This is a genomic window from [Actinomadura] parvosata subsp. kistnae, assembly GCF_900323885.1.
Taxonomy (GTDB): Bacteria; Actinomycetota; Actinomycetes; order Streptosporangiales; family Streptosporangiaceae; genus Nonomuraea; species Nonomuraea composti.
Window position 1 is genome coordinate 374431 of record NZ_OOHJ01000030.1, and the last position, 17481, is coordinate 391911.

Genomic DNA, 17481 nt, shown 5'->3' on the forward strand with positions numbered 1-17481 from the left:
CCGGCTCGCTGAGCGAAGCGGCTCCGGAACGGCACGCCGGCCCGCACGCGCGGCCCCTCCACGGTGCCGTCACCGGACCGGCCGCTGCCCGCCGTTCCTTCCAGAGGCCGGCCCGGTGGTGGCGAAAGGAGAGCCGTTGGGCGGGACGTGGCGCGGGGCGGGCGGCGCGTCAGGAGCCGGGGCGTGCCGTCAGCTGCAGCAGTTTCGGGCCCTGCCGGGTGAACGCCTCGTACGGGCAGGCGGTCAGCTCGGGATCGCGTGACTCCCAGCCCTGCAGCCAGCGCCGAAAGAGCGGGGCGTCCACCTCCAGCGTGCCGTCGCGGAGCAGGCGCCCGACGGTGTTGCCGGGCTCGGACAGCCCGACGGTGCACTTGCCGAGCCGCCCGTCCGCTCGCACCATCAGCGAGTTGGCACGGGCGGCGTAGCACACCGGCTCCGCCTCGAACAGGCTCTCGCCCTGCCCGTCACGGACGACGATCTCCTCCAGCGCGGTGATCCGCTCGTCTTCCGCGTCGAGCACCTCCATCGACGCGTCGCCGGCGCCGCCGAGTCGCACCACCCGCTTGAGGAACACCCGGAATCTGCGGTCGTCCAGGAACGTGTCCCGCACCTGGGTGAGGAACGCCGGCATCACGTCCAGGTTGGCGGGGGTGAGGTGGACGCGCAGCAGTACGTGCGCGTCCACCGAGCCGTCCCTGATCGACAGGAGGTTACGCCAGATCCGCTCGAACGTGCCCTGCCCGTCGGCACGCACCCGCGTGTGGTCGTGGTGGCGGGCGGGCCCGTCCAGCGACACCTGGAACCTGCGGATCCCCAGCCCGGCCAGGCGCTCGGCCGCCGCGTGGTCGAGCAGGTAGCCGTTGGTGGTCATGTCGCTGCCGTACCCGAGGCCCGGTGTCCGCCGCTGCGCCTGGCTCGCGTGGGAGGCCACCTCCTCGATGACGGAGCGGGCCAGCATCGGCTCGCCGCCGAACCACGAGATCTGCAGGTGCGACAGTTCCGCGTGGCGCCGGTCGATGAGGTTCTTCACGCCCTCGACGACCTCGGGACGCATGCGTCCGATGGCGAAGTCCTCGTAGCAGTAAGTGCACCGGAAGTTGCACTGCTCGGTGGGGAGCAGGATGAGGTGCAGCCGGTCGCTGCGGAACGAGGTGACCATTTCCCGGTCGAACGCGGAAATGTCCGTAAGGGCGGCTCCGCTCATTTGGGGGCGCAGCCGCTGGCGCAGTTGCCGCCTTGGCAGTTGTTGGTGACGTGACCTTGATGACTCGGGTTGGGGGTGTACCGGGCCAGCGCCATCAGGGCCTGCGCGGTTTCCGGGTTCTCGATCGTGACCCTGCCCGCGTCGTCGATGCTCACGTCGCTCGCCCGGACGAGCACGCAGGATGCCTCTTCGGCCATCGTGCAACTCCTCTGTGTCGATGCCAGCCGGTCTTCGGCGATGACTGCGGGAACGGCGGAGCACGCGTCATCCGGTGCTGTCATCTGTGGCTAGCGGAGCATGTACCCGAGCGCCATTCCGGCGATAGCAAAGACATGGCCAAGACGGGCCGCCCGAGCGCGGCCTCCGGAAGCGTCTTCATTGTTGAGTTGAACTCAACTAACATGGGTGGGGTGGAGCCTTTGTCCGAACGTGCCGCCGCCACCAGGAGCCGCATCCTCCAGGCCGCCGCCGCCGAGCTCGTGGAGACCGGCGACATCGAGGTCGCGGCCGTCGCCCGGCGCGCCGGGCTCAGCGTCGGCCTGCCGTACCGCTATTTCGGCACTCGCAGCGGCCTGATGAGCGCCCTGCTCGCCGACTTCTACGACCGGCTCGTGACCGAGACCGTGCTCGGCCACTTCACCGGCCGCACCTGGCTCGAACGCTGGCGGGCCCAGCTCACCCGGTGGGTCGACTGGGTGTACGACGAGCCGCTCGCCCCCGTCGTGCTCGGGCGCATGGTCGGGGACGCCAGGGTCGCCGCCATGGAGGCCGACTGCGCCCGGCAGGTCATCGCCCTCGGCGCCAAACACGTCGCCGCGGGGCAGGCCGAGGGCGCGGTCACCCGGGGGCGGAATCCGGAGCTCATGTCGGCGGCCGTCGTCGGCGGCATGCGATCGGTCCTGGCCGTCGTGCTCGACCAGGATCCCCGCCCGGAGCGGGCCGCCGTCCTGGAGGAGATCTGGCAGTTCACCACCGCCGCGCTCGGCGCCAGGCCCGCGAGCGCCGCGCCATGACCGGCGACGAGCGCATCACGACCGCCGGCTACGAACGCGTCACGGCCGGCGAAAGGCGCACCTCGGCCGGTGGCGGCCGGCCCGACGGCGCACCGGCCAAAGGTGCGTCGGCCAGAGGCGCGTCGGCGGGAGGCGCGTCGGCGGGAGGCGCGTCGGCGAGAGGCGCCCTGTCCGCGCTGCACCGGGACGGCTACCTCGTCCTCCACGACGTGCTCGACCCCGGCGACCGCCGCCGGATGCGCGCCGAGCTCACGCCGCTGCTCGGCCCCGGGGGGCGCGACCCGTTCCGGTCGCGCCACATCCGCCGCGTGTACGGGGTCCTGCACAACACCCGGGCCGCGGACCCGCTCATCGACCATCCGCGCGTGCTCGCCCTGCTCGACCGGCTGCTGCTGCCCAACTACCTGCTGTCCCAGCTGGAGGTCGTCGAGGTGGGCCGCGGGGCACCGGCCCGTCCGCCGGGCTACGACGACCAGCCGTACCCGCTGCCACGCCCCCGCCCCGCCCTGTCCGTCGCGGCCCTCTGGACGCTCGACGCCGGCACCGTCCTCACCGTGTGGCCGGGCAGCCATCGCTGGCCCGCGGGCGATCCCGCCGCGCCGGGCGTGCCCCTGGCTCCCCCGCCGGGCTCCTGCGTCATCCTGCTGGGCACCCTCTGGCACGCCCGCCCGCCGCAACCGGCGACGAGTCTCACCGTCACCGCGCACTACTGCGAGCCGTGGCTGCGCACCCGGGAGGCGTTCGCCCTCTCCCCCGGCAGGCACGTGGCGCGGCAGCTCAGCAGCCGGGCCCGCCGCATGCTCGGCTACAGCATCCATCCACCGGACCTGGGCCTGGTGGACGGCGTGCACCCGCACCGCCTCTTCTCCTGACCCCGCCGGCGCCGGGTGAAAGTTTCATCGCGGCGGCCCCGCGGAGCGCGGGCCCAGGCGGCTGTGCCGGCATCAGCGCCGAGCTGCGCGGATCCGCTCCGGGCCACCGGCGGGCGCGGTCCGGGCGGGACGGCCTGCGCGCGGGTTGCAGCCAGGTCGCAGCCGGGTCGCAGTCCCCCTCTTCTCGTGCCCGGCCGTGCTGTGCTTGACTCGGCGCCGTTCTGGAAAGCGCTTACCAAGGAGTTGGGCGATGCGCCTCACCGCTGTCCTCGCGTGCGCCGGCCTGGTGGCCGGCTGCTACGCCGCCTTGTCACCCTCGCCCGCGTCCGCGGCGCCGACCCGGTACGAGGCCGAGGCGTCACCGGCGGTCTGCACCGGCGACATCGAGTCCGACTGGGCCGGCTACTCCGGCACCGGCTTCTGCAACGCCGACAACGCCGCCGGGGCCCACGTCCAGTTCACCGTGAACGCCTCCGCCGCCGGCGCCGCCACCCTCGGGATCCGCTTCGCCAACGGAACGGCCACCTCGCGCCCCGCCGGCCTGATCGTCAACGGCTCCACCGTCCAGAGCCTGTCCTTCGAAGGCACCGGCGCCTGGTCGGCCTGGGCCACCAAGACCGCGACCGTCCAGTTAAAGGCCGGCGCCAACACCATCAGGCTCGACCCGACCGGCTCCGCCGGCCTGCCGAACCTCGACCACCTCGACGTGGAGACGGGCGGCCAGCAGCCGGCGAGCGCGCTCTACGTGGCGACCGACGGCGACGACACCGGCCCCGGCACCCTGGCGGCCCCGCTGCGCACCATCCAGCGCGCCGTGGACCTGGCACAACCCGGTGACACGATCTTCATCCGCGGCGGCACGTACGCGCCCGGCACGAACATCCAGCTCCTCAAGAACGGCACGCCCGACCGGCCGATCACGATGACGGCCTACAACAGGGAACGGGTGGTCATCGACGGCGAGAACATGCCGTACACGCCGGGCGCGGTGGGCTCCAGCATCCCGCGCGCCGAGCGCGGCGCGGTGCACATCGAGGGCGACCACTGGCGGCTGGTCGGGCTGGAGATCGTGCACGGCCCGTACGGGATCTTCGGCCTCGACGCCACCGGCAACGTCTTCGACCGCCTGATCACCAGGGACAACTACGAGTCCGGGCTGCACCTCCAGGGCGCCTCCAGCGACAACCTGATCCTCAACCTGGACAGCTACGGCAACCGCGACCCGCGCAAGAACGGCGAGAGCGCCGACGGCGTCGCGATCAAGGAGGGCTCCGGCGGCGGCAACGTGATCCGCGGCGCCCGGCTCTGGAGCAACTCCGACGACGGCCTGGACTTCTGGATGTTCCTGGGAGCGGTGACCGTGGAGTCGTCCGTGGCCTGGGGCAACGGCTTCAACCGGTGGAACCTGCCCGACTACACCGGCGACGGCAACGGCTTCAAGCTCGGCGGCGGCGACCCGGACCCGGCGGTCGGCCACGTCGTCCGCAACTCCATCGCCTACGACAACGCGGTGGACGGCTTCACCGACAACGGCAACCCGGGCCGCCTGGTGACCGACCGCAGCACCGCCTGGCGCAACGGCGGCACCGGCTTCGACTACGCCGACTCCGTCTCGGTCCTGACCAGGAACCTGTCGGTGGCGAACCGGACCCAGGCCGCGCTCGGCTCGTCGTCCAGCTCGGGCAACTCCTGGGATCTCGGCGGCACCTGGACGTTCACGAGCACCGACGCGAGCACGATCACCGGCCCGCGCGCCGCGGACGGCTCGATCCCGTCGTCCGCCTTCCTGCGCCCCAGTAACGGCGCCGACCTCGGCGCCCGCTTCTGAGCGTCCGCCCCGATCGCCGCCGGCCGGGCGTCCGCGCTCCGGATGGCATCAGCCCGGCTGGTGGAGGATCGGGCGTTCGCTGACGAACTCTTTCATGACGATGGTCGAGGACACCCGATGGATGCCCGGCAGGGCGGCCAGATGCTCGTCCCAGAACCGCTGGAAGGACGGCAGGTCGGCGGTGCGTACCCGCAGCAGATAGTCAGGGTCGCCGAAAAGGCGCTGCGCCTGGTGCACCTCGGGCAAAGCGGCTACGGCCTGCTCGAATTCGAAGACCGTGCCGCGGTTCTGCAACGTGATCGAGACGAACACCAGAGCCTCGAAGGCCAGGCCGCACGCACTCGGGTCGACGACGGCGCGGTAGCCGCGGATGGCCCCCGTTCGTTCCAGGTCGCGTAGGCGCCGATGGCAGGACGACACGCTCAGCCGCACCCGCGCCGCCAGCTCGGTCACGGTCAGCCGCCCGTCGCGCTGCAGCTCTGCAAGGATTTTCCCATCGAGGCTGTCCATGCGCATCACTCTTACCATTGCGCGCGGCATGTCGCGAAAAAGTCGGCGCCATTGCCCGCTTTTCCGCGACTACCATCCCAGTGACCGCGAATGGAGGACGCTATGGATGATGCACACGACAGGATCGTGCGATACCTGAGCCGGAACGGCATCGCGCACAGCGTGATCCGTCACAAGCCGGCCGCCTCGGCCGAGGAGTATCACGAGGTCGTCGGCACCAGGTATGAGCAGCAGGCGAAGTCGATCTTCCTGCGGGTGAAGCGCGACGGCGAAAAGAGTTTCGCCGTGCTGGTCATCCAGGCGCAGAAGCGGGCCGATCCGCAACGCGCCGCGAAACTCCTGGACGCGCGGGAGGTGAAGCTGGCCACGAAAGAGCAATTGGAGACGCAGACCGGCTGCACGTTCGGCGAGCTGGCGCCTTTGGGAGGGCTCTACGGCTATCCCCTGCTGTTCGACACCGACCTGCTCGCCGAGGACGAGATCTACTTCAACGCAGGCGACCTGAGTGTTTCCGTGCGCCTTTCTCCCAAAGACCTGTACGAGCTGGAGCAGCCCAAGGACTACTGACGCTCGTTCGGCGTAAAGGTCATCGGCATGCCGCTCACAGCTGGTTCCTGATCGCTTCCGGGGTGTCCGGGACCGGTTGGGCGAGGTACAGCGCCGCCGGGTAATGGCCTTCCGGTCGGGCAGTCCGGCGCGTTCCCAGCAGTCCATACCGCTCTCCAGGCAGGCGACGGCCTCCTGGAGGCGCCCACGTGCCGGACGCGCCATCGTGCTGGGCGAGGCCTGCACGCGGGGGCCGCCGATCTTCGTGACGGCGCGGAGCCGGCTATCGGGCCGCCCGGTCCACGATCGCCTCCACGATCCTCATCAGCCGGTCCCCCGGCTGAGCGATGCTCCCGTTGTGCGCGCTGACCTGCGCGCCTTCGAGGACGAAGGTGATCTCGGCGGCGGCCTGCTCGGGGTCGGGCAGCCCGGCCGCGGCGCACATGCCGACCAGCCTGCGGGTCTGGAGCGCCTTGTGCTCCTCGATCACCTGCCGTGCGGGATGGGAGCGGTCGGGCAGCTCGGCGAGGGAGTTGATGAACGGGCAGCCCCGATAGGAGATCGCCGGCAGGCCGTCGGCGATGAAGCGGGCCAGGGCCAGGATCTGCTCCCGTGGCCGGTCGGGATGCTCGGCCTCGGCCCGGTCGAAGGCCGCCTGGTAGTCGGCCGCGACGATCCGCAGCCACTCCGCGACCAGCTCGTCCTTGGTGACGAAGTGCCGGTAGATGGCCATTTTGGTGGTCTCGGCCCGTTCGGCGATCGCCTGGACGCCCACCCGCCGGATCCCCTCGCTCTGGAAGAGCTCCTCCGCCGCGTCGAGGATGCGCTCGCGAGGCGGCAGTTTCGCCACCCTGCTCGGCCTTCTGACGGTCGCTGTCATGCCTGCTACGGTACCAGCGCGTTCCACGCGATACCGTTCGGTATCGTCAGAGACTCATGAGTATCGCTTTCGGGGAGAGACAGTGAGAGTGACCGAGTACGCGGCCTTCGACGCGGTCGGGCTGGCCGAGCTGGTGGCCAAGGGCGAGGTGAGCCCCGCCGAGCTGCAGGCGGCCGCGCACGAGGCCGCCCAGGCGGTCAACCCGCGGATCAACGCCATCGTGGAGACCTGGCGGGCCGACGACGAGCCCGTCCCCGGCAGCACCCCGCTGGCCGGTGTCCCCTTCCTGATCAAGGACATCGGGGTCGCCATGGCCGGCCGGCGCATGGAGCTGGGTAGCCGGCTGGCGGCCGGCAACGTCTCCGGCGCCGACTCCTTCCTGATGCGGCGCTTCCGCCGGGCCGGGCTCGTGACGTTCGGGCGGACCGCGACACCGGAGCTGGCCTACAGCAACACCACCGAACCCGTGCTGTACGGCGCCACCCGCAACCCGTGGGACCTGGGGCGCAGCGCGGGCGGATCCAGCGGCGGCGCCGGCGCGGCCGTCGCCGCCGGGGTGGTCCCGATCGCGCACGCCACCGACGCGGCCGGCTCGATCCGCATTCCCGCCTCCTGCAACGGGTTGTTCGGGCTGAAGCCCACCCGTGGCCGGGTCTCCGCGGGCCCCTCCGCCGACGAGGTCTTCAACGGCCTGGCCGTGCAGGGCGGCATCAGCCGTACGGTCCGTGACAGCGCGGCGCTGCTCGACCAGATTCGCGGCCCGGAGCCGGGCGACCCCTACTTCGCCCAGGAGCCGTCCCGGCCGTACGCCGAGGAAGTCACCCGCGACCCCGGCGCGCTGCGGATCGGCGTCCTCACCCAGGCGTGGGGCGGGCACCGCACCGCCGCTCCCGTGGCCGACGCCGTCTCCCGCACCGCGCGGCTGCTCGAATCCCTCGGCCACCGGGTGGAGGAGGCCGAGGTGGACCTCGGGGTGGGCTGGGAAGAGTTCGTCCTGGCCAGCGCCCGGCAGTGGACGGCGAACCTGACGGCCTCGATCGACGCCTTGGCCGCCGCCACGGGCCGGCCCATCGACTCCTCAACCTTGGAGCCGCCCGTCCTGGCCGGCTACCACTACGGGCGGCGGGTCAGCGGCGCCCAGTTCGTCACCGCGCTTGAGATCCGGAACCGGATCGCCCGAAGCCTGGCGCGGTCCTTCGACGCGCACGACGTCCTGCTCACGCCGACCCTGCCGGACCTTCCCGTGCCGTTGGGCACCCATGCCCATGCCGTGGAGGAGCTGGACGGCCTCGGCTGGCTCCGCCGCCTGTTCGACCTCTCGCCGTTCACCGCGGCGTTCAATGTGGCGGGGACGCCCGCCATGTCCGTGCCCGTGACGGCCGACGCGGAGACGGGCCTGCCGATCGGGATGCAGTTCGCCGCCGGTTACGGCCGCGAAGACCTGCTCTTCCGCCTCGCGGGGCAGCTTGAGCAGGCGAGCCCGTGGTCGGGCCGGACCCCTGCGGTGTGGGCGGGGAACGGATCTCCAGGTCAGCGGCTCGCCATAGCCTAGTGAACTTCGGAAGAACGAGGGGCGGAGCGCCGGGAGGTAAGCTGATGCGCATGGCCGAACACGTCTCCGGGAGCCTCGCCCCGGGCGCGGACGCGCGCGTCGACTCGTGCGACGTGCGGTTCGTGGACGTGTTCAAGGTGCTCGGCAAGCGCTGGAACGGCATGATCATCGTGGCCCTGATGCAGCGGCCCGCGCGGTTCGGCGAGCTGTCCAGGATGATCTCCGGGATCACCGACGGCATCCTCTCCGACCGGCTGCGCGAGCTGATGGCGGCCGGGCTCGTGGAGCGCCGCCTCGCCGAGGGCCCCGCGACCGCGGTCCTCTACCAGCTCACCGCTGTCGGCGAGGATCTACGCGGAGCCTTCCAGGAGCTGCGCGACTGGGCCGATCGCAACGACCTCGGCGGCCACTGCGCCCCCTGACCGCCGCCGGGCCCTTTCCCGGCGGAGCCGGAAAGAGGACCGGCGGAGCCGGTCGGCGAGGTGGGATCAGCGGCAGGCGAGGTCGATGAATTCGGCGTATCAGCGGCGGGCGAGGTCGATGAGCTCGGCGTAGAGGGCGATCGTCTCCTCGATCCCGAGGTCGCGGCCGTCCTGGCCGCGGCCCGAGGTGGAGAAGAGCACGTGGTCCACCCCGGTGCCCTCCAGGCCCGCCAGATCGTCGGCGATCTGGCGCGGTGAGCCGCCGAGGAACGGCCGGTCGTCGCCCAGGGCCCCGGCGGTGAGGGGCACGTTGGCCCTGGCCACCACGGTGACCGAGGCGGGGTCGCGGCCGAACTCCTCGACGGCCGCGCGGAAGGTCTTGGTCAGGTCCAGGAGCGCGTCACGGGAGAGCGCCACGGGGTTGAGCCCGTCGGCGATGCGCGCGGCACGGCGTACGCCACCGGGCGTCATGGCGCCGAGCAGGACCGGCAGGTGGGCCTGGACCGGCTTGGGGTTGATCTCCGATTCGGCGATGTGGGTGAACTTCCCGTCGTAGGCGACGGGGTCGGGGCCCCAGCAGGCTCGCATGGCGGCGATCACCTCGTCCATGCCGGGCCCGATCCTGCTCATCGGCACGCCGGCCGCGGCGAACTCCTGGGGCATCCACCCCTGGCCGACCCCCGCGACGGCGCGGCCGCCGCTGAGCTGGTCGAGGGTGGCGAACCGCTTGGCCAGGACGGCGGCGGGGTGCAGCAGGGCGTCGATGACGCTGGTGCCGAGCTTGACGCGCTCGGTGATCGCGGCCACGTAGCTCAGCGTCTCCAGCGGTTCGTAGGCGACCCGGTACGTCTCCGGCACGGGCTGCGGCTCGCCGCCGGCAATCGAAACGGGAGCGGTGGGCCGCAGCAGGCGCTCGTAGGTCCACACCGAGTCGTACCCGAGCCGTTCCGCCTCCCGGGCGACGCGGGCGATGTTGGCCGGTCCGGCCAGCGGGCCGGAGGTGGGCAGCGCGATCCCTAGTTCCATGCTCCGCAGACTACTTCATTTTTCGTAGTTCGGTAGAGAAACGGAAGTGTGCTGGGCAAGCAGTAGCACTCCCGGATCTTGCCTTTCGTTCGCGGCTGATCAATAGTGGGCAACATCGGTCAGATTCGGTCTTTACCGGTCCGCCGTCACCCCCCGAGAACGTTTGAGGTGACCATGAGACGCACGGCTGCGGCGTTCGCGATGCTCGTGGTGCTGTTCGCGCAGCCCGCCCTGACCCCCGCCCCGGCGAGCGCCGCACCCGCGCCGCCGCCCGTCTACCCGGAGGTCGGCCGGGGCACCGCCGTCCTCGACCACCGGGCGCTGCTGTCCGGGTACGCCGAGCCGGAGTGGTACGAGGCGAACATCCCCTTCCTGGAGGTGCCCGACCAGGAGATCCAGGACGTCTACTACTACCGCTGGAGCACCTACAAGCGGCACATCCGCTACACCGACTCCGCGACCGGTCACATCATCACCGAGTTCCACAACGCCCCCGGCTACGCCGCGCCGCTCGGCGGCATCGTCGCCGCCGCGGGCCACCACGTGTACGAGGGCCGCTGGCTGCGCGACACCCGCCCGGTGGACGACTACCTCACCTACTGGCTGCGGGGCCCCGGCGCGAGCGCCAAGCCGCGCGAGGAGTACGTCAACAAGGACACCGACGACTGGGCCCACGAGTACTCCTGGTGGGCGGCCGACGCCGCGTACCAGCGTTACCTGGTCACCGGCGACGCGTCCTTCGTCGAGGACCTCCTGCCCGACCTGGTCCGCCAGTACGACAAGTGGGGCGGCCAGTACGACGAGAAGCTCGGCCTGTACTGGTCGGTGCCCGTGTGGGACGCGATGGAGTACACCGCCTCCTCCTACGAGAGCGACCCGGCCAACCCCTACCACGGCGGCGCCGGCTACCGGCCCACGCTCAACGCCTACCAGTACGGCGACGCCCGGGCCATCGCCGCCATCGCGCGGATGCGCGGCGACGGCGCCCTGGCCAGGACGTTCGAGCAACGCGCCGCCTCGCTGAAGGACGCGCTGCACCGCCACCTGTGGGACCCGGAGCGGCGGTTCTTCTACCACAAGGCCCGCGCCGACCTGGATCCGCGGCAGCGGCTGGTGTCCACCAGGGAGCAGATCGGGTTCGTGCCGTGGGCGTTCGGGATGGCCCGGCCGGGCACCGAGCAGGCATGGAAGCAGCTGCTGGACCCGCAGGGGTTCGCCGCGCCGTACGGGCCCACCACCGCCGAGCGGCGCAGCCCGTTCTTCATGCGGGACGCGCTGAGCGGCTGCTGCCGCTGGAACGGCCCGAGCTGGCCGTACTCCACCTCGACCACGCTCACCGCCCTGGCGAACCTGCTCAACGACCGTGACCAGGACGTCGTCACCGCCGCCGACTACTACAAGGTCCTGCGCGGCTACGCGCTCACGCAGTACAAGGACGGCCGCCCGTACGTGGCCGAGGCGCACCACCCCGACGAGCCGCGCTGGATCTACGACGGCCGCGGGCACAGCGAGCACTACAACCACTCCACCTTCAACGACCTGGTGATCAGCGGCCTGATCGGGCTCCGCCCGCAGCCGGACGGCACGGTCGTGGTGAACCCGCTGGTCCCGGCCGGGTGGGAGTACTTCGCGCTGGAGAACGTGCCCTACCACGGGCACAACGTCACGGTCCTGTGGGACCGCGACGGCACCAGGTACGGCCAGGGCAAGGGGCTGCGCGTCTACGTGGACGGCCGGCCCGCCGCCACGCGGCCCGCGCTGGGCGAGCTGACGGCCCGCGTGCCGGCCGCCGTCGCATCCGGCCGTTCCACGCGCCCGGTCAACGACGCCGCCAACCCGTACGGCACCGGCTACCCCAAGCCGTTCGCGTCGTACACCAACGGCATCGACGACGTGTGGGACGCCGTGGACGGGCGGATCTTCTACGACGACATCCCGCACAGCCGGTGGACCAACTACCGCTCCCCCAACCCGGAGGACCATCTCGGCGTGGACTTCGGCGTGCCGACCCAGGTGAGCGACGTGCGCTTCCACGCCTACGACGACGGGGGCGGGGTGCGGGCGCCGGCCTCGTACCGGCTGGAGTTCTGGGACGGCGCGGCCTGGCGGGAGGTGCCGGGCCAGGCACGCACGCCGCGCGAGCCCCGTGCGGCGCTGAACCGGGTCACCTTCCCGGCGCTGACCACGACCCGGGTCCGGCTGGTGTTCGGCAACCCGCCGGGCGCGTACGTCGGCGTCACCGAACTACAGGCGTGGTCGCCCGCTTCAGGCGGCACCCGGCTGGAGGCGTCCGTCACCGGGCACACGGTGACGGCCACGTTCGCCCGCGACGGCGGCAGGCCCGCCACCGGGCTCAAGGTGGTGCTGGCCGTGCCGCCGGGCTGGGCGGCCGAGCCGCTCGGGCGCACCGGGACACCGGTGGTGCGGCCCGGCGGCACGTTCGAGGCGCGCTGGCGGGTCACGCCGCCGCCGGGGGCGTCGCCGCGCCCCGGCCTGTACCCGGTGCGCGCCTTGGCCACGTACGACCGGTCGGCGCGGGCGGCCAGCACGTACGCGCACGTCGAGGTGGCGCTCGACCCGGCCGCCTACGCGAACGTCGAGGCGCAGGACGCTTTCACCGCCGACACCTCGGCGGGCTACACCGTGCACCAGCCCTTCGACGGCGAGGCGAGACCGGCGATCGCGGCCGGCGGCGGCCGGTTCGCGGGCAGCGCCGCGCAACCGTTCTTCGGCATGGTGGCGGGCCCGGCGGGGCCGTCGTCGGCCGACGCCGTGAGCGTCGTGACGGCCGGATCGTTCGCCGGGACCGGCGGCCCTGAGGACAGCGTGTTCGTCGGCTGGGTCAAGGATCGGGACAACTACGTGACCGCCTGGTACAACCACACCCGCAAGCAGTCGGGCATCAACGTGCGGGCCGGCGGCCGCTTCCTCGACACGCCCGGCGACGCGGCGCTGAGCCTCCAGCCGGGCGACCGGTTCGCGCTGGTGCTGTCCGGTGACACCATCACCTCCTTCGCCCTGACCGGCGGGCAATGGCGGCGGCTGCGCACGGCCGGCATCGGCGGCACGCTGGCCACCCCGCAGGCCCGCGAGGGCTACCGGTACGGCTTCGGCCTGCGCGGCAGCTCCGGGACGATCGCGATCGCGGGCCTGGAGGGCCGGGCCGCGTAGCCGTGGGTGAGGCGGTCGCGACGCGGACGCGGGCGTCGTCGATCGCCTGCCCTCACCCGGCCGGGAGTGCCCGGCGCGGCGGCTCGTCCGGCAGCGCCGTGCGCTCGGCACCGGTGGTGGTGCCGAGGGCGTGCACGTCGGGCCCGGTCGCGCCCCCGTACGTGGCGATCTTGTATTCGACCGCCGCGAGGGAGAGGGTCAGCTCGCGGATCCGGCGGCGGATGGTGTCGCGGTGTTCGACCAGCACGTCGAGCCGCTCCGGCACCGTGTGCTCTCCGGCATCGGCGAGCGCGACGTAGTGCTGCAGATCACGCATCGCCATGCCGGACAGCCGCATCCGGGTGAGGAACACCAGGCGCCGAACCGCGTCGGCGTCGTAGACGCGGTGACCGTTGCCGTCGCGGGCCACCTCGACCAGCCCGGCCCGCTCGTAGTAGCGCAGCGTGTGGGGCGAGAGGTCGAGGAGGTCGGCGACCTCGGCGATGGTCATCGTCTCGGGCACGTCGGGCACGTCGGTGAGGCGGTGGATCGCCTCGACCGACAGCGGGCCGTCGTCCCCGAGCGCTTCGAGCGCCCTGGTCATGAGATCGTCGGTGGCCATGACCACGAGCCTAGACGGGCCGTACCGATGCGGGGACATCGTCGAAGTCGGCGCCGCGGGCGGTCTCGGCCCACTGCTCGACCTCGTCCAGGCCGCGCCGGTAGGCGCGCGAGATGCGCTCGACGGCCTCGCGCCCGAGCGGCAGCCGCAGCGGCACCTCGTCGCCGTGCGCGAGGGACACGATGATCTCGGCCGCCCGCACCGGGTCGCCTTCCTGCCGGCCGTCGGTCCCGGCCATGTCCGCGCGGACGTCGGCGAGCAGGTCGCGGTAGGTCGCGGACGGCTCGGCGAACTCCAGCACGTCGCCCCGGTTGAAGCCGGTCCTGAACCGGCTGGGCTCGACGAGCATCACCCGGATCCCGAACGGGGCGACCTCCCCGGCCAGGGCCTCGGACCAGCCTTCGAGGGCGAACTTCGACGCGCAGTACGCCGACACGCCGGGGAACGCCATCCGCCCGCCCTGGCTGCTCATCTGCACGATCGTCCCGCTGCGCCGCTCACGCATCGCGGGCAGCGCCGCCCGGACGAGCGCGGCGGGCCCGAACAGGTGCAGCTCCATCAACTCGCGCAACTGCGCGTCGCCGACCTCCTCGACCGCTCCGACCACGGCCCGGCCCGCGTTGTTGACCAGCACGTCGAGCTGGCCGAAGCGGCCGAGGGTGTCGCGCACGAGGTCCGGGGCCGCGGCGACGTCCCGGGCGTCGAACGCCGCGACCAGGCAGCTGTCCGGGTACTTGGCCGCCAGGTCGGCCACGCTCTCGGGCCGGCGCACCGCCGCCACCACGTTGTCGCCCGCCGCGAGCGCCGACTCCGCCAGTGCGCGTCCGAAACCGCGGGACGCGCCGGTGATGATCCACGTCTGTGTCGTCATGGCAGGGACGGTATGCCTTCGAGCGCGCTCGAACGCAAAACCGACGTGACCCCCGCGGCGAGCGCCAGGCTGCGCAGGTCAGGGAGGGGTCCGGGGCCGCGGTGGCGGGTCAGCCTTTGGTCAAATCGGTCTCGACCTTGCGCCGAACCCGCATTCTCCGGGTAGTCCAATTCGGATATATGGCCCATACCTATGGATTCCTCCCGGACCGATGCCGCACACGCGTCCTGGAGAGGGGGATGAGGATGAGCGGACGGCATGCGCGCAGCCTGCGCACCACGTGGGCGGACCGGGTCTGCGAGGAGCGGAAACGGCTGCTGGCGGCCGTCGGCGACGAGCTGTGGGGGACCGAGCTCCTGCGGTTCACGCTCCAGCAGGCGGTGGCCGAGCTGTCCGGGCTGGGCGGCATGGTGCACCTGTGCGGCCCCGGCCACGGCGGCGGGCTGCGCCTGGTCGCGGCCAGCGGGCTGCCCTCCGCCTTCGCCCAGGCGTGGGAGCGCATCGACCGGGACGCCCCGCTCGTCCCGGCGCGAGCGCTCCGGGAGGCCGCGTTCGTGTGGGAACCCTTGACGGACACCGCCGCCGGAGAGCGCGCGGGCAGGCGGCAGGGGGACGGATCCTGGTCCTGGCCCGCCGGCACGGCGATGGCCGCCGTTCCGCTGCTCGGCCCCGCCGGGCCGGCGGGCGCGTTGTCGGTCGTGACGCTCTCCCCGCACGAGCCGCCGGCCCGGCGACGGTCCTTCCTCCGCATGCTGGGCCGGTGGGCCGGCGAGCACCTGAGCAGATACCCCGCGCCGCCGCCGGACCCGGCCGGCCCGGGACGGCGCGACCAGCCCGCCGGCTCGCACCTGCGGCAGGACCTGCCGACGGTCGGAACGTGGGACTGGGACGTCAGGACCGGCCGGATCACGTGGAACGCGGCGACGCTCGCCATCCTCGGCGTCGACCCCGGCACGTTCGACGAACGGATCGAGACCTGGACCAGCATCGTCCACCCGGAAGACCTGCCCTGGGTGCTGGCCGACATCGACGAGGCGATCCAGACGGGGCGAATGTACGGCAGCGAGTACCGGATCTGCCGCCCGGACGGGACCTCCGGCTGGGTGCGCGCCCGCGGCCGCTCCATCGCCGACGAGAACGGCCGGCCGGCACGCATGGTCGGCACCCTGATGGACATCACCGCCGTCCACGACGCCATCGACACCGTCGCCGAACCGCCGGCGCGGGCGGCCGAGCCCGCCGCCGTGACCAGGGCCGACGCCGAACGAGCCGCCGGGATCGGCCGGCTGACCCGGGCGCTGGCCGAGGCCATCACCGTGCAGGACGTCGCGGACGCCTCCGCCGCCCACATCCTGCCGCTGTTCGGCGCCGTCGGGCTGATCGTCGCCCTCGTCGAGGGCGACCACCTGCGGCCGGTCGCGTTCTGCGGCTACACGCAGGAGTTCATCGACCGGATCACGCGGATACCGGCCTCGGGCAAGCTCACGATCGCGCAGGTCCTGCGCGAGCGTACCCCGATGTTCATCAGCTCGGCGGAGGAGTACATCGAGCGCTACCCCGTCGTGGCCGACCTTCCGGCCGCCGGCGGCAAGCAGGCGTGGGCGTTCCTGCCGCTGATCGCCTCAGGACGCCCCGTGGGGACGTGCGTCGTCTCCTTCGCCGAGCCGCACAAGTTCACCGGCGAGGAGCGTACCCTGCTCACCGCGCTCAGCGGGCTCGTCGCCCAGGCCGTGGAACGGGCCCGCCTGTACGACAAGGAGCACATGCGCGCCCACCAGATGCAGCGCGAGCTGCTCCCCCGCGAGCTGCCCAGCCTGCCCGCCGTCACCCCCGCGGCCCGCTACCTGCCCGCCGGCAAGGACATGGAGGTGGGCGGCGACTGGTACGACGTCATCCCGCTGTCGGCGGACCGGGTCGCCATGGTCATCGGCGACGTCATGGGGCACGGCGTGGCCGAGGCCGTCACCATGGGCCGGCTGCGCACCGCCGTCCGTACCCTGGCCGACCTGGAACTGCCGCCCGACGAGCTGCTCGCCCACCTCAACGACCTGGTCAGCGAGCTCGGCGACGACTTCTACGCCACCTGCCTGTACCTGGTCTACGACCCCACCACCCGCACCTGCGACGTCACCCGCGCCGGCCATCCCCCGCCCGCCGTCGTCCACCCCGACGGCAGCGTGCACTTCCTCGACTCCGACCCGAACTCGCCGCTCGGCGCCGCCACCCCGCCCTTCGACACCGTGGAGCTGGAGGTGCCCGACGGCAGCCTCCTGGTCCTCTACACCGACGGCCTGGTCGAATCCGCCACCCTGGACATCGACCAGGGCATGGCCGACCTCGCCGCGGCACTCGGCGACATGGCCCCCGCGGCACTGCGCCCGACGCCGTGCCGGGAGCACGCGGCCCTGCCGGGCGGCTCGGGCGACCACTGCGCCGCCTGCCTCGAAGCCCTGTGCGACAACCTCACCAGCACCCTGCTGCCCACCAGGCAGGGCACCGCCGACGACACCGTGCTGCTGATCGCCAGAACCCACGCACTGCCCGCCGCCGACATGGCCTCCTGGCCGCTGCCCGACGATCCCAGGGCGGCGGGCCAGGCCCGCGAGCACGTCCGGGCGCAGCTCAGCGCCTGGCACCTGGAGGACCTGTCCATGACCACCGAGCTCCTGGCCAGCGAGCTGGTCGGCAACGTGGTACGCCACGCCAAGGGCCCCATCCGGCTGCGCCTGCTCCGCAGCAACGTCCTCACCTGCGAAGTCTCCGACGGCAGCCTCACCACTCCCCGCCCCCGCCGGGCCGGCGCGACCGACGAGGGCGGGCGCGGGCTGCAGCTCATCTCCGCGATCGCCCACCGCTGGGGCACCCGCTACACCGCCACCGGCAAATGCGTCTGGACCGAGCAGCCGCTGACGCGCACCGAACAGCACCCCGTCAACCTGTACGACGTGCTGGAGGACAGCCACTCCCCCGGGTGAGAGCGGCGGT

The 17481-nt window shown here is 72.4% G+C and carries 15 protein-coding genes; 8 read left to right on the forward strand and 7 right to left on the reverse strand.

Features of this window, described 5'->3' with window-relative positions; all coding sequences use genetic code 11:
* Positions 1-169 precede the first annotated feature (169 nt).
* Complete coding sequence (locus tag KIS93_RS57515) at positions 170-1159, reverse strand: radical SAM protein (protein WP_222108084.1); 990 nt, start codon at positions 1157-1159, stop codon at positions 170-172.
* A 41-nt stretch (positions 1160-1200) separates the two neighbouring features.
* Positions 1201-1401: a hypothetical protein gene (locus KIS93_RS57520; protein ID WP_080039502.1), complete on the reverse strand. Its 201-nt coding sequence runs from the start codon at positions 1399-1401 to the stop codon at positions 1201-1203.
* A gap of 213 nt (positions 1402-1614) precedes the next feature.
* Between KIS93_RS57520 and KIS93_RS57525 the strand changes: the two genes are divergently transcribed.
* The 3 genes from KIS93_RS57525 to KIS93_RS57535 all read left to right on the forward strand — a co-directional run bounded on the left by KIS93_RS57525 (position 1615) and on the right by KIS93_RS57535 (position 4917).
* On the forward strand, positions 1615-2217 hold the full coding sequence (locus KIS93_RS57525; RefSeq protein WP_186405065.1) for a TetR/AcrR family transcriptional regulator: 603 nt from the start codon (positions 1615-1617) through the stop codon (positions 2215-2217).
* Complete coding sequence (locus KIS93_RS57530) at positions 2214-3089, forward strand: phytanoyl-CoA dioxygenase family protein (protein ID WP_080039504.1); 876 nt, start codon at positions 2214-2216, stop codon at positions 3087-3089. Before KIS93_RS57525 ends, KIS93_RS57530 begins: the two co-directional genes overlap by 4 nt.
* A 250-nt stretch (positions 3090-3339) precedes the next feature.
* Positions 3340-4917, forward strand: a complete 1578-nt coding sequence (locus KIS93_RS57535; RefSeq protein ID WP_080039505.1) for a right-handed parallel beta-helix repeat-containing protein — start codon at positions 3340-3342, stop codon at positions 4915-4917.
* A gap of 48 nt (positions 4918-4965) precedes the next feature.
* On the opposite strand, the gene KIS93_RS57540 is transcribed toward KIS93_RS57535, so the two are convergent.
* Positions 4966-5427, reverse strand: coding sequence for an Lrp/AsnC family transcriptional regulator (locus KIS93_RS57540; protein WP_080039506.1), 462 nt, complete (start codon positions 5425-5427; stop codon positions 4966-4968).
* Positions 5428-5529: 102 nt separating this feature from the next.
* On the opposite strand from KIS93_RS57540, the gene KIS93_RS57545 reads away from it, so the two are divergent.
* Complete coding sequence (locus KIS93_RS57545; RefSeq protein ID WP_186405066.1) at positions 5530-5994, forward strand: aminoacyl-tRNA deacylase; 465 nt, start codon at positions 5530-5532, stop codon at positions 5992-5994.
* 262 nt (positions 5995-6256) lie between these two features.
* On the opposite strand, the gene KIS93_RS57550 is transcribed toward KIS93_RS57545, so the two are convergent.
* Entirely contained in the window at positions 6257-6853 is a 597-nt protein-coding gene (locus tag KIS93_RS57550; RefSeq protein ID WP_080039508.1) for a TetR/AcrR family transcriptional regulator, read from the reverse strand.
* An 82-nt stretch (positions 6854-6935) separates the two neighbouring features.
* Here KIS93_RS57550 and KIS93_RS57555 point away from each other — a divergent pair, with 82 nt between their 5' ends.
* Positions 6936-8405: an amidase gene (locus tag KIS93_RS57555; protein WP_080039509.1), complete on the forward strand. Its 1470-nt coding sequence runs from the start codon at positions 6936-6938 to the stop codon at positions 8403-8405.
* A 50-nt stretch (positions 8406-8455) separates the two neighbouring features.
* Positions 8456-8827 carry a winged helix-turn-helix transcriptional regulator gene (locus KIS93_RS57560; RefSeq protein WP_080046822.1) on the forward strand — a complete coding sequence of 124 codons (372 nt, stop codon included), beginning with the start codon at positions 8456-8458 and terminating at the stop codon, positions 8825-8827.
* Between the two features lie 99 nt (positions 8828-8926).
* Here KIS93_RS57560 and KIS93_RS57565 read toward each other — a convergent pair whose 3' ends face one another.
* Positions 8927-9853: a TIGR03619 family F420-dependent LLM class oxidoreductase gene (locus KIS93_RS57565; protein ID WP_080039510.1), complete on the reverse strand. Its 927-nt coding sequence runs from the start codon at positions 9851-9853 to the stop codon at positions 8927-8929.
* 174 nt (positions 9854-10027) lie between these two features.
* Here KIS93_RS57565 and KIS93_RS57570 point away from each other — a divergent pair, with 174 nt between their 5' ends.
* Positions 10028-13024, forward strand: coding sequence for an MGH1-like glycoside hydrolase domain-containing protein (locus KIS93_RS57570; protein WP_155127677.1), 2997 nt, complete (start codon positions 10028-10030; stop codon positions 13022-13024).
* A 52-nt stretch (positions 13025-13076) separates the two neighbouring features.
* Here KIS93_RS57570 and KIS93_RS57575 read toward each other — a convergent pair whose 3' ends face one another.
* Together KIS93_RS57575 and KIS93_RS57580 are read right to left on the reverse strand one after the other, a co-directional pair.
* Positions 13077-13625, reverse strand: coding sequence for a MerR family transcriptional regulator (locus KIS93_RS57575; RefSeq protein WP_080046823.1), 549 nt, complete (start codon positions 13623-13625; stop codon positions 13077-13079).
* Positions 13626-13635: 10 nt separating this feature from the next.
* Complete coding sequence (locus KIS93_RS57580) at positions 13636-14496, reverse strand: SDR family NAD(P)-dependent oxidoreductase (protein WP_080039512.1); 861 nt, start codon at positions 14494-14496, stop codon at positions 13636-13638.
* 245 nt (positions 14497-14741) lie between these two features.
* Here KIS93_RS57580 and KIS93_RS57585 point away from each other — a divergent pair, with 245 nt between their 5' ends.
* Positions 14742-17471 carry a SpoIIE family protein phosphatase gene (locus tag KIS93_RS57585; RefSeq protein ID WP_080046824.1) on the forward strand — a complete coding sequence of 910 codons (2730 nt, stop codon included), beginning with the start codon at positions 14742-14744 and terminating at the stop codon, positions 17469-17471.
* Positions 17472-17481 lie beyond the last annotated feature (10 nt).

Coding starts and splice junctions, on each gene's coding strand:
- KIS93_RS57575 (WP_080046823.1), bottom strand. CDS start 13,625: ATGGCCACCGACGATCTCATGACCAGGGCGCTCGAAGCGCTCGGGGAC.
- KIS93_RS57515 (WP_222108084.1), bottom strand. CDS start 1,159: ATGGTCACCTCGTTCCGCAGCGACCGGCTGCACCTCATCCTGCTCCCC.
- KIS93_RS57520 (WP_080039502.1), bottom strand. CDS start 1,401: ATGGCCGAAGAGGCATCCTGCGTGCTCGTCCGGGCGAGCGACGTGAGC.
- KIS93_RS57535 (WP_080039505.1), top strand. CDS start 3,340: ATGCGCCTCACCGCTGTCCTCGCGTGCGCCGGCCTGGTGGCCGGCTGC.
- KIS93_RS57585 (WP_080046824.1), top strand. CDS start 14,742: ATGAGCGGACGGCATGCGCGCAGCCTGCGCACCACGTGGGCGGACCGG.
- KIS93_RS57565 (WP_080039510.1), bottom strand. CDS start 9,853: ATGGAACTAGGGATCGCGCTGCCCACCTCCGGCCCGCTGGCCGGACCG.
- KIS93_RS57545 (WP_186405066.1), top strand. CDS start 5,530: ATGGATGATGCACACGACAGGATCGTGCGATACCTGAGCCGGAACGGC.
- KIS93_RS57540 (WP_080039506.1), bottom strand. CDS start 5,427: ATGGACAGCCTCGATGGGAAAATCCTTGCAGAGCTGCAGCGCGACGGG.
- KIS93_RS57560 (WP_080046822.1), top strand. CDS start 8,456: ATGGCCGAACACGTCTCCGGGAGCCTCGCCCCGGGCGCGGACGCGCGC.
- KIS93_RS57570 (WP_155127677.1), top strand. CDS start 10,028: ATGAGACGCACGGCTGCGGCGTTCGCGATGCTCGTGGTGCTGTTCGCG.
- KIS93_RS57530 (WP_080039504.1), top strand. CDS start 2,214: ATGACCGGCGACGAGCGCATCACGACCGCCGGCTACGAACGCGTCACG.
- KIS93_RS57550 (WP_080039508.1), bottom strand. CDS start 6,853: ATGACAGCGACCGTCAGAAGGCCGAGCAGGGTGGCGAAACTGCCGCCT.
- KIS93_RS57580 (WP_080039512.1), bottom strand. CDS start 14,496: ATGACGACACAGACGTGGATCATCACCGGCGCGTCCCGCGGTTTCGGA.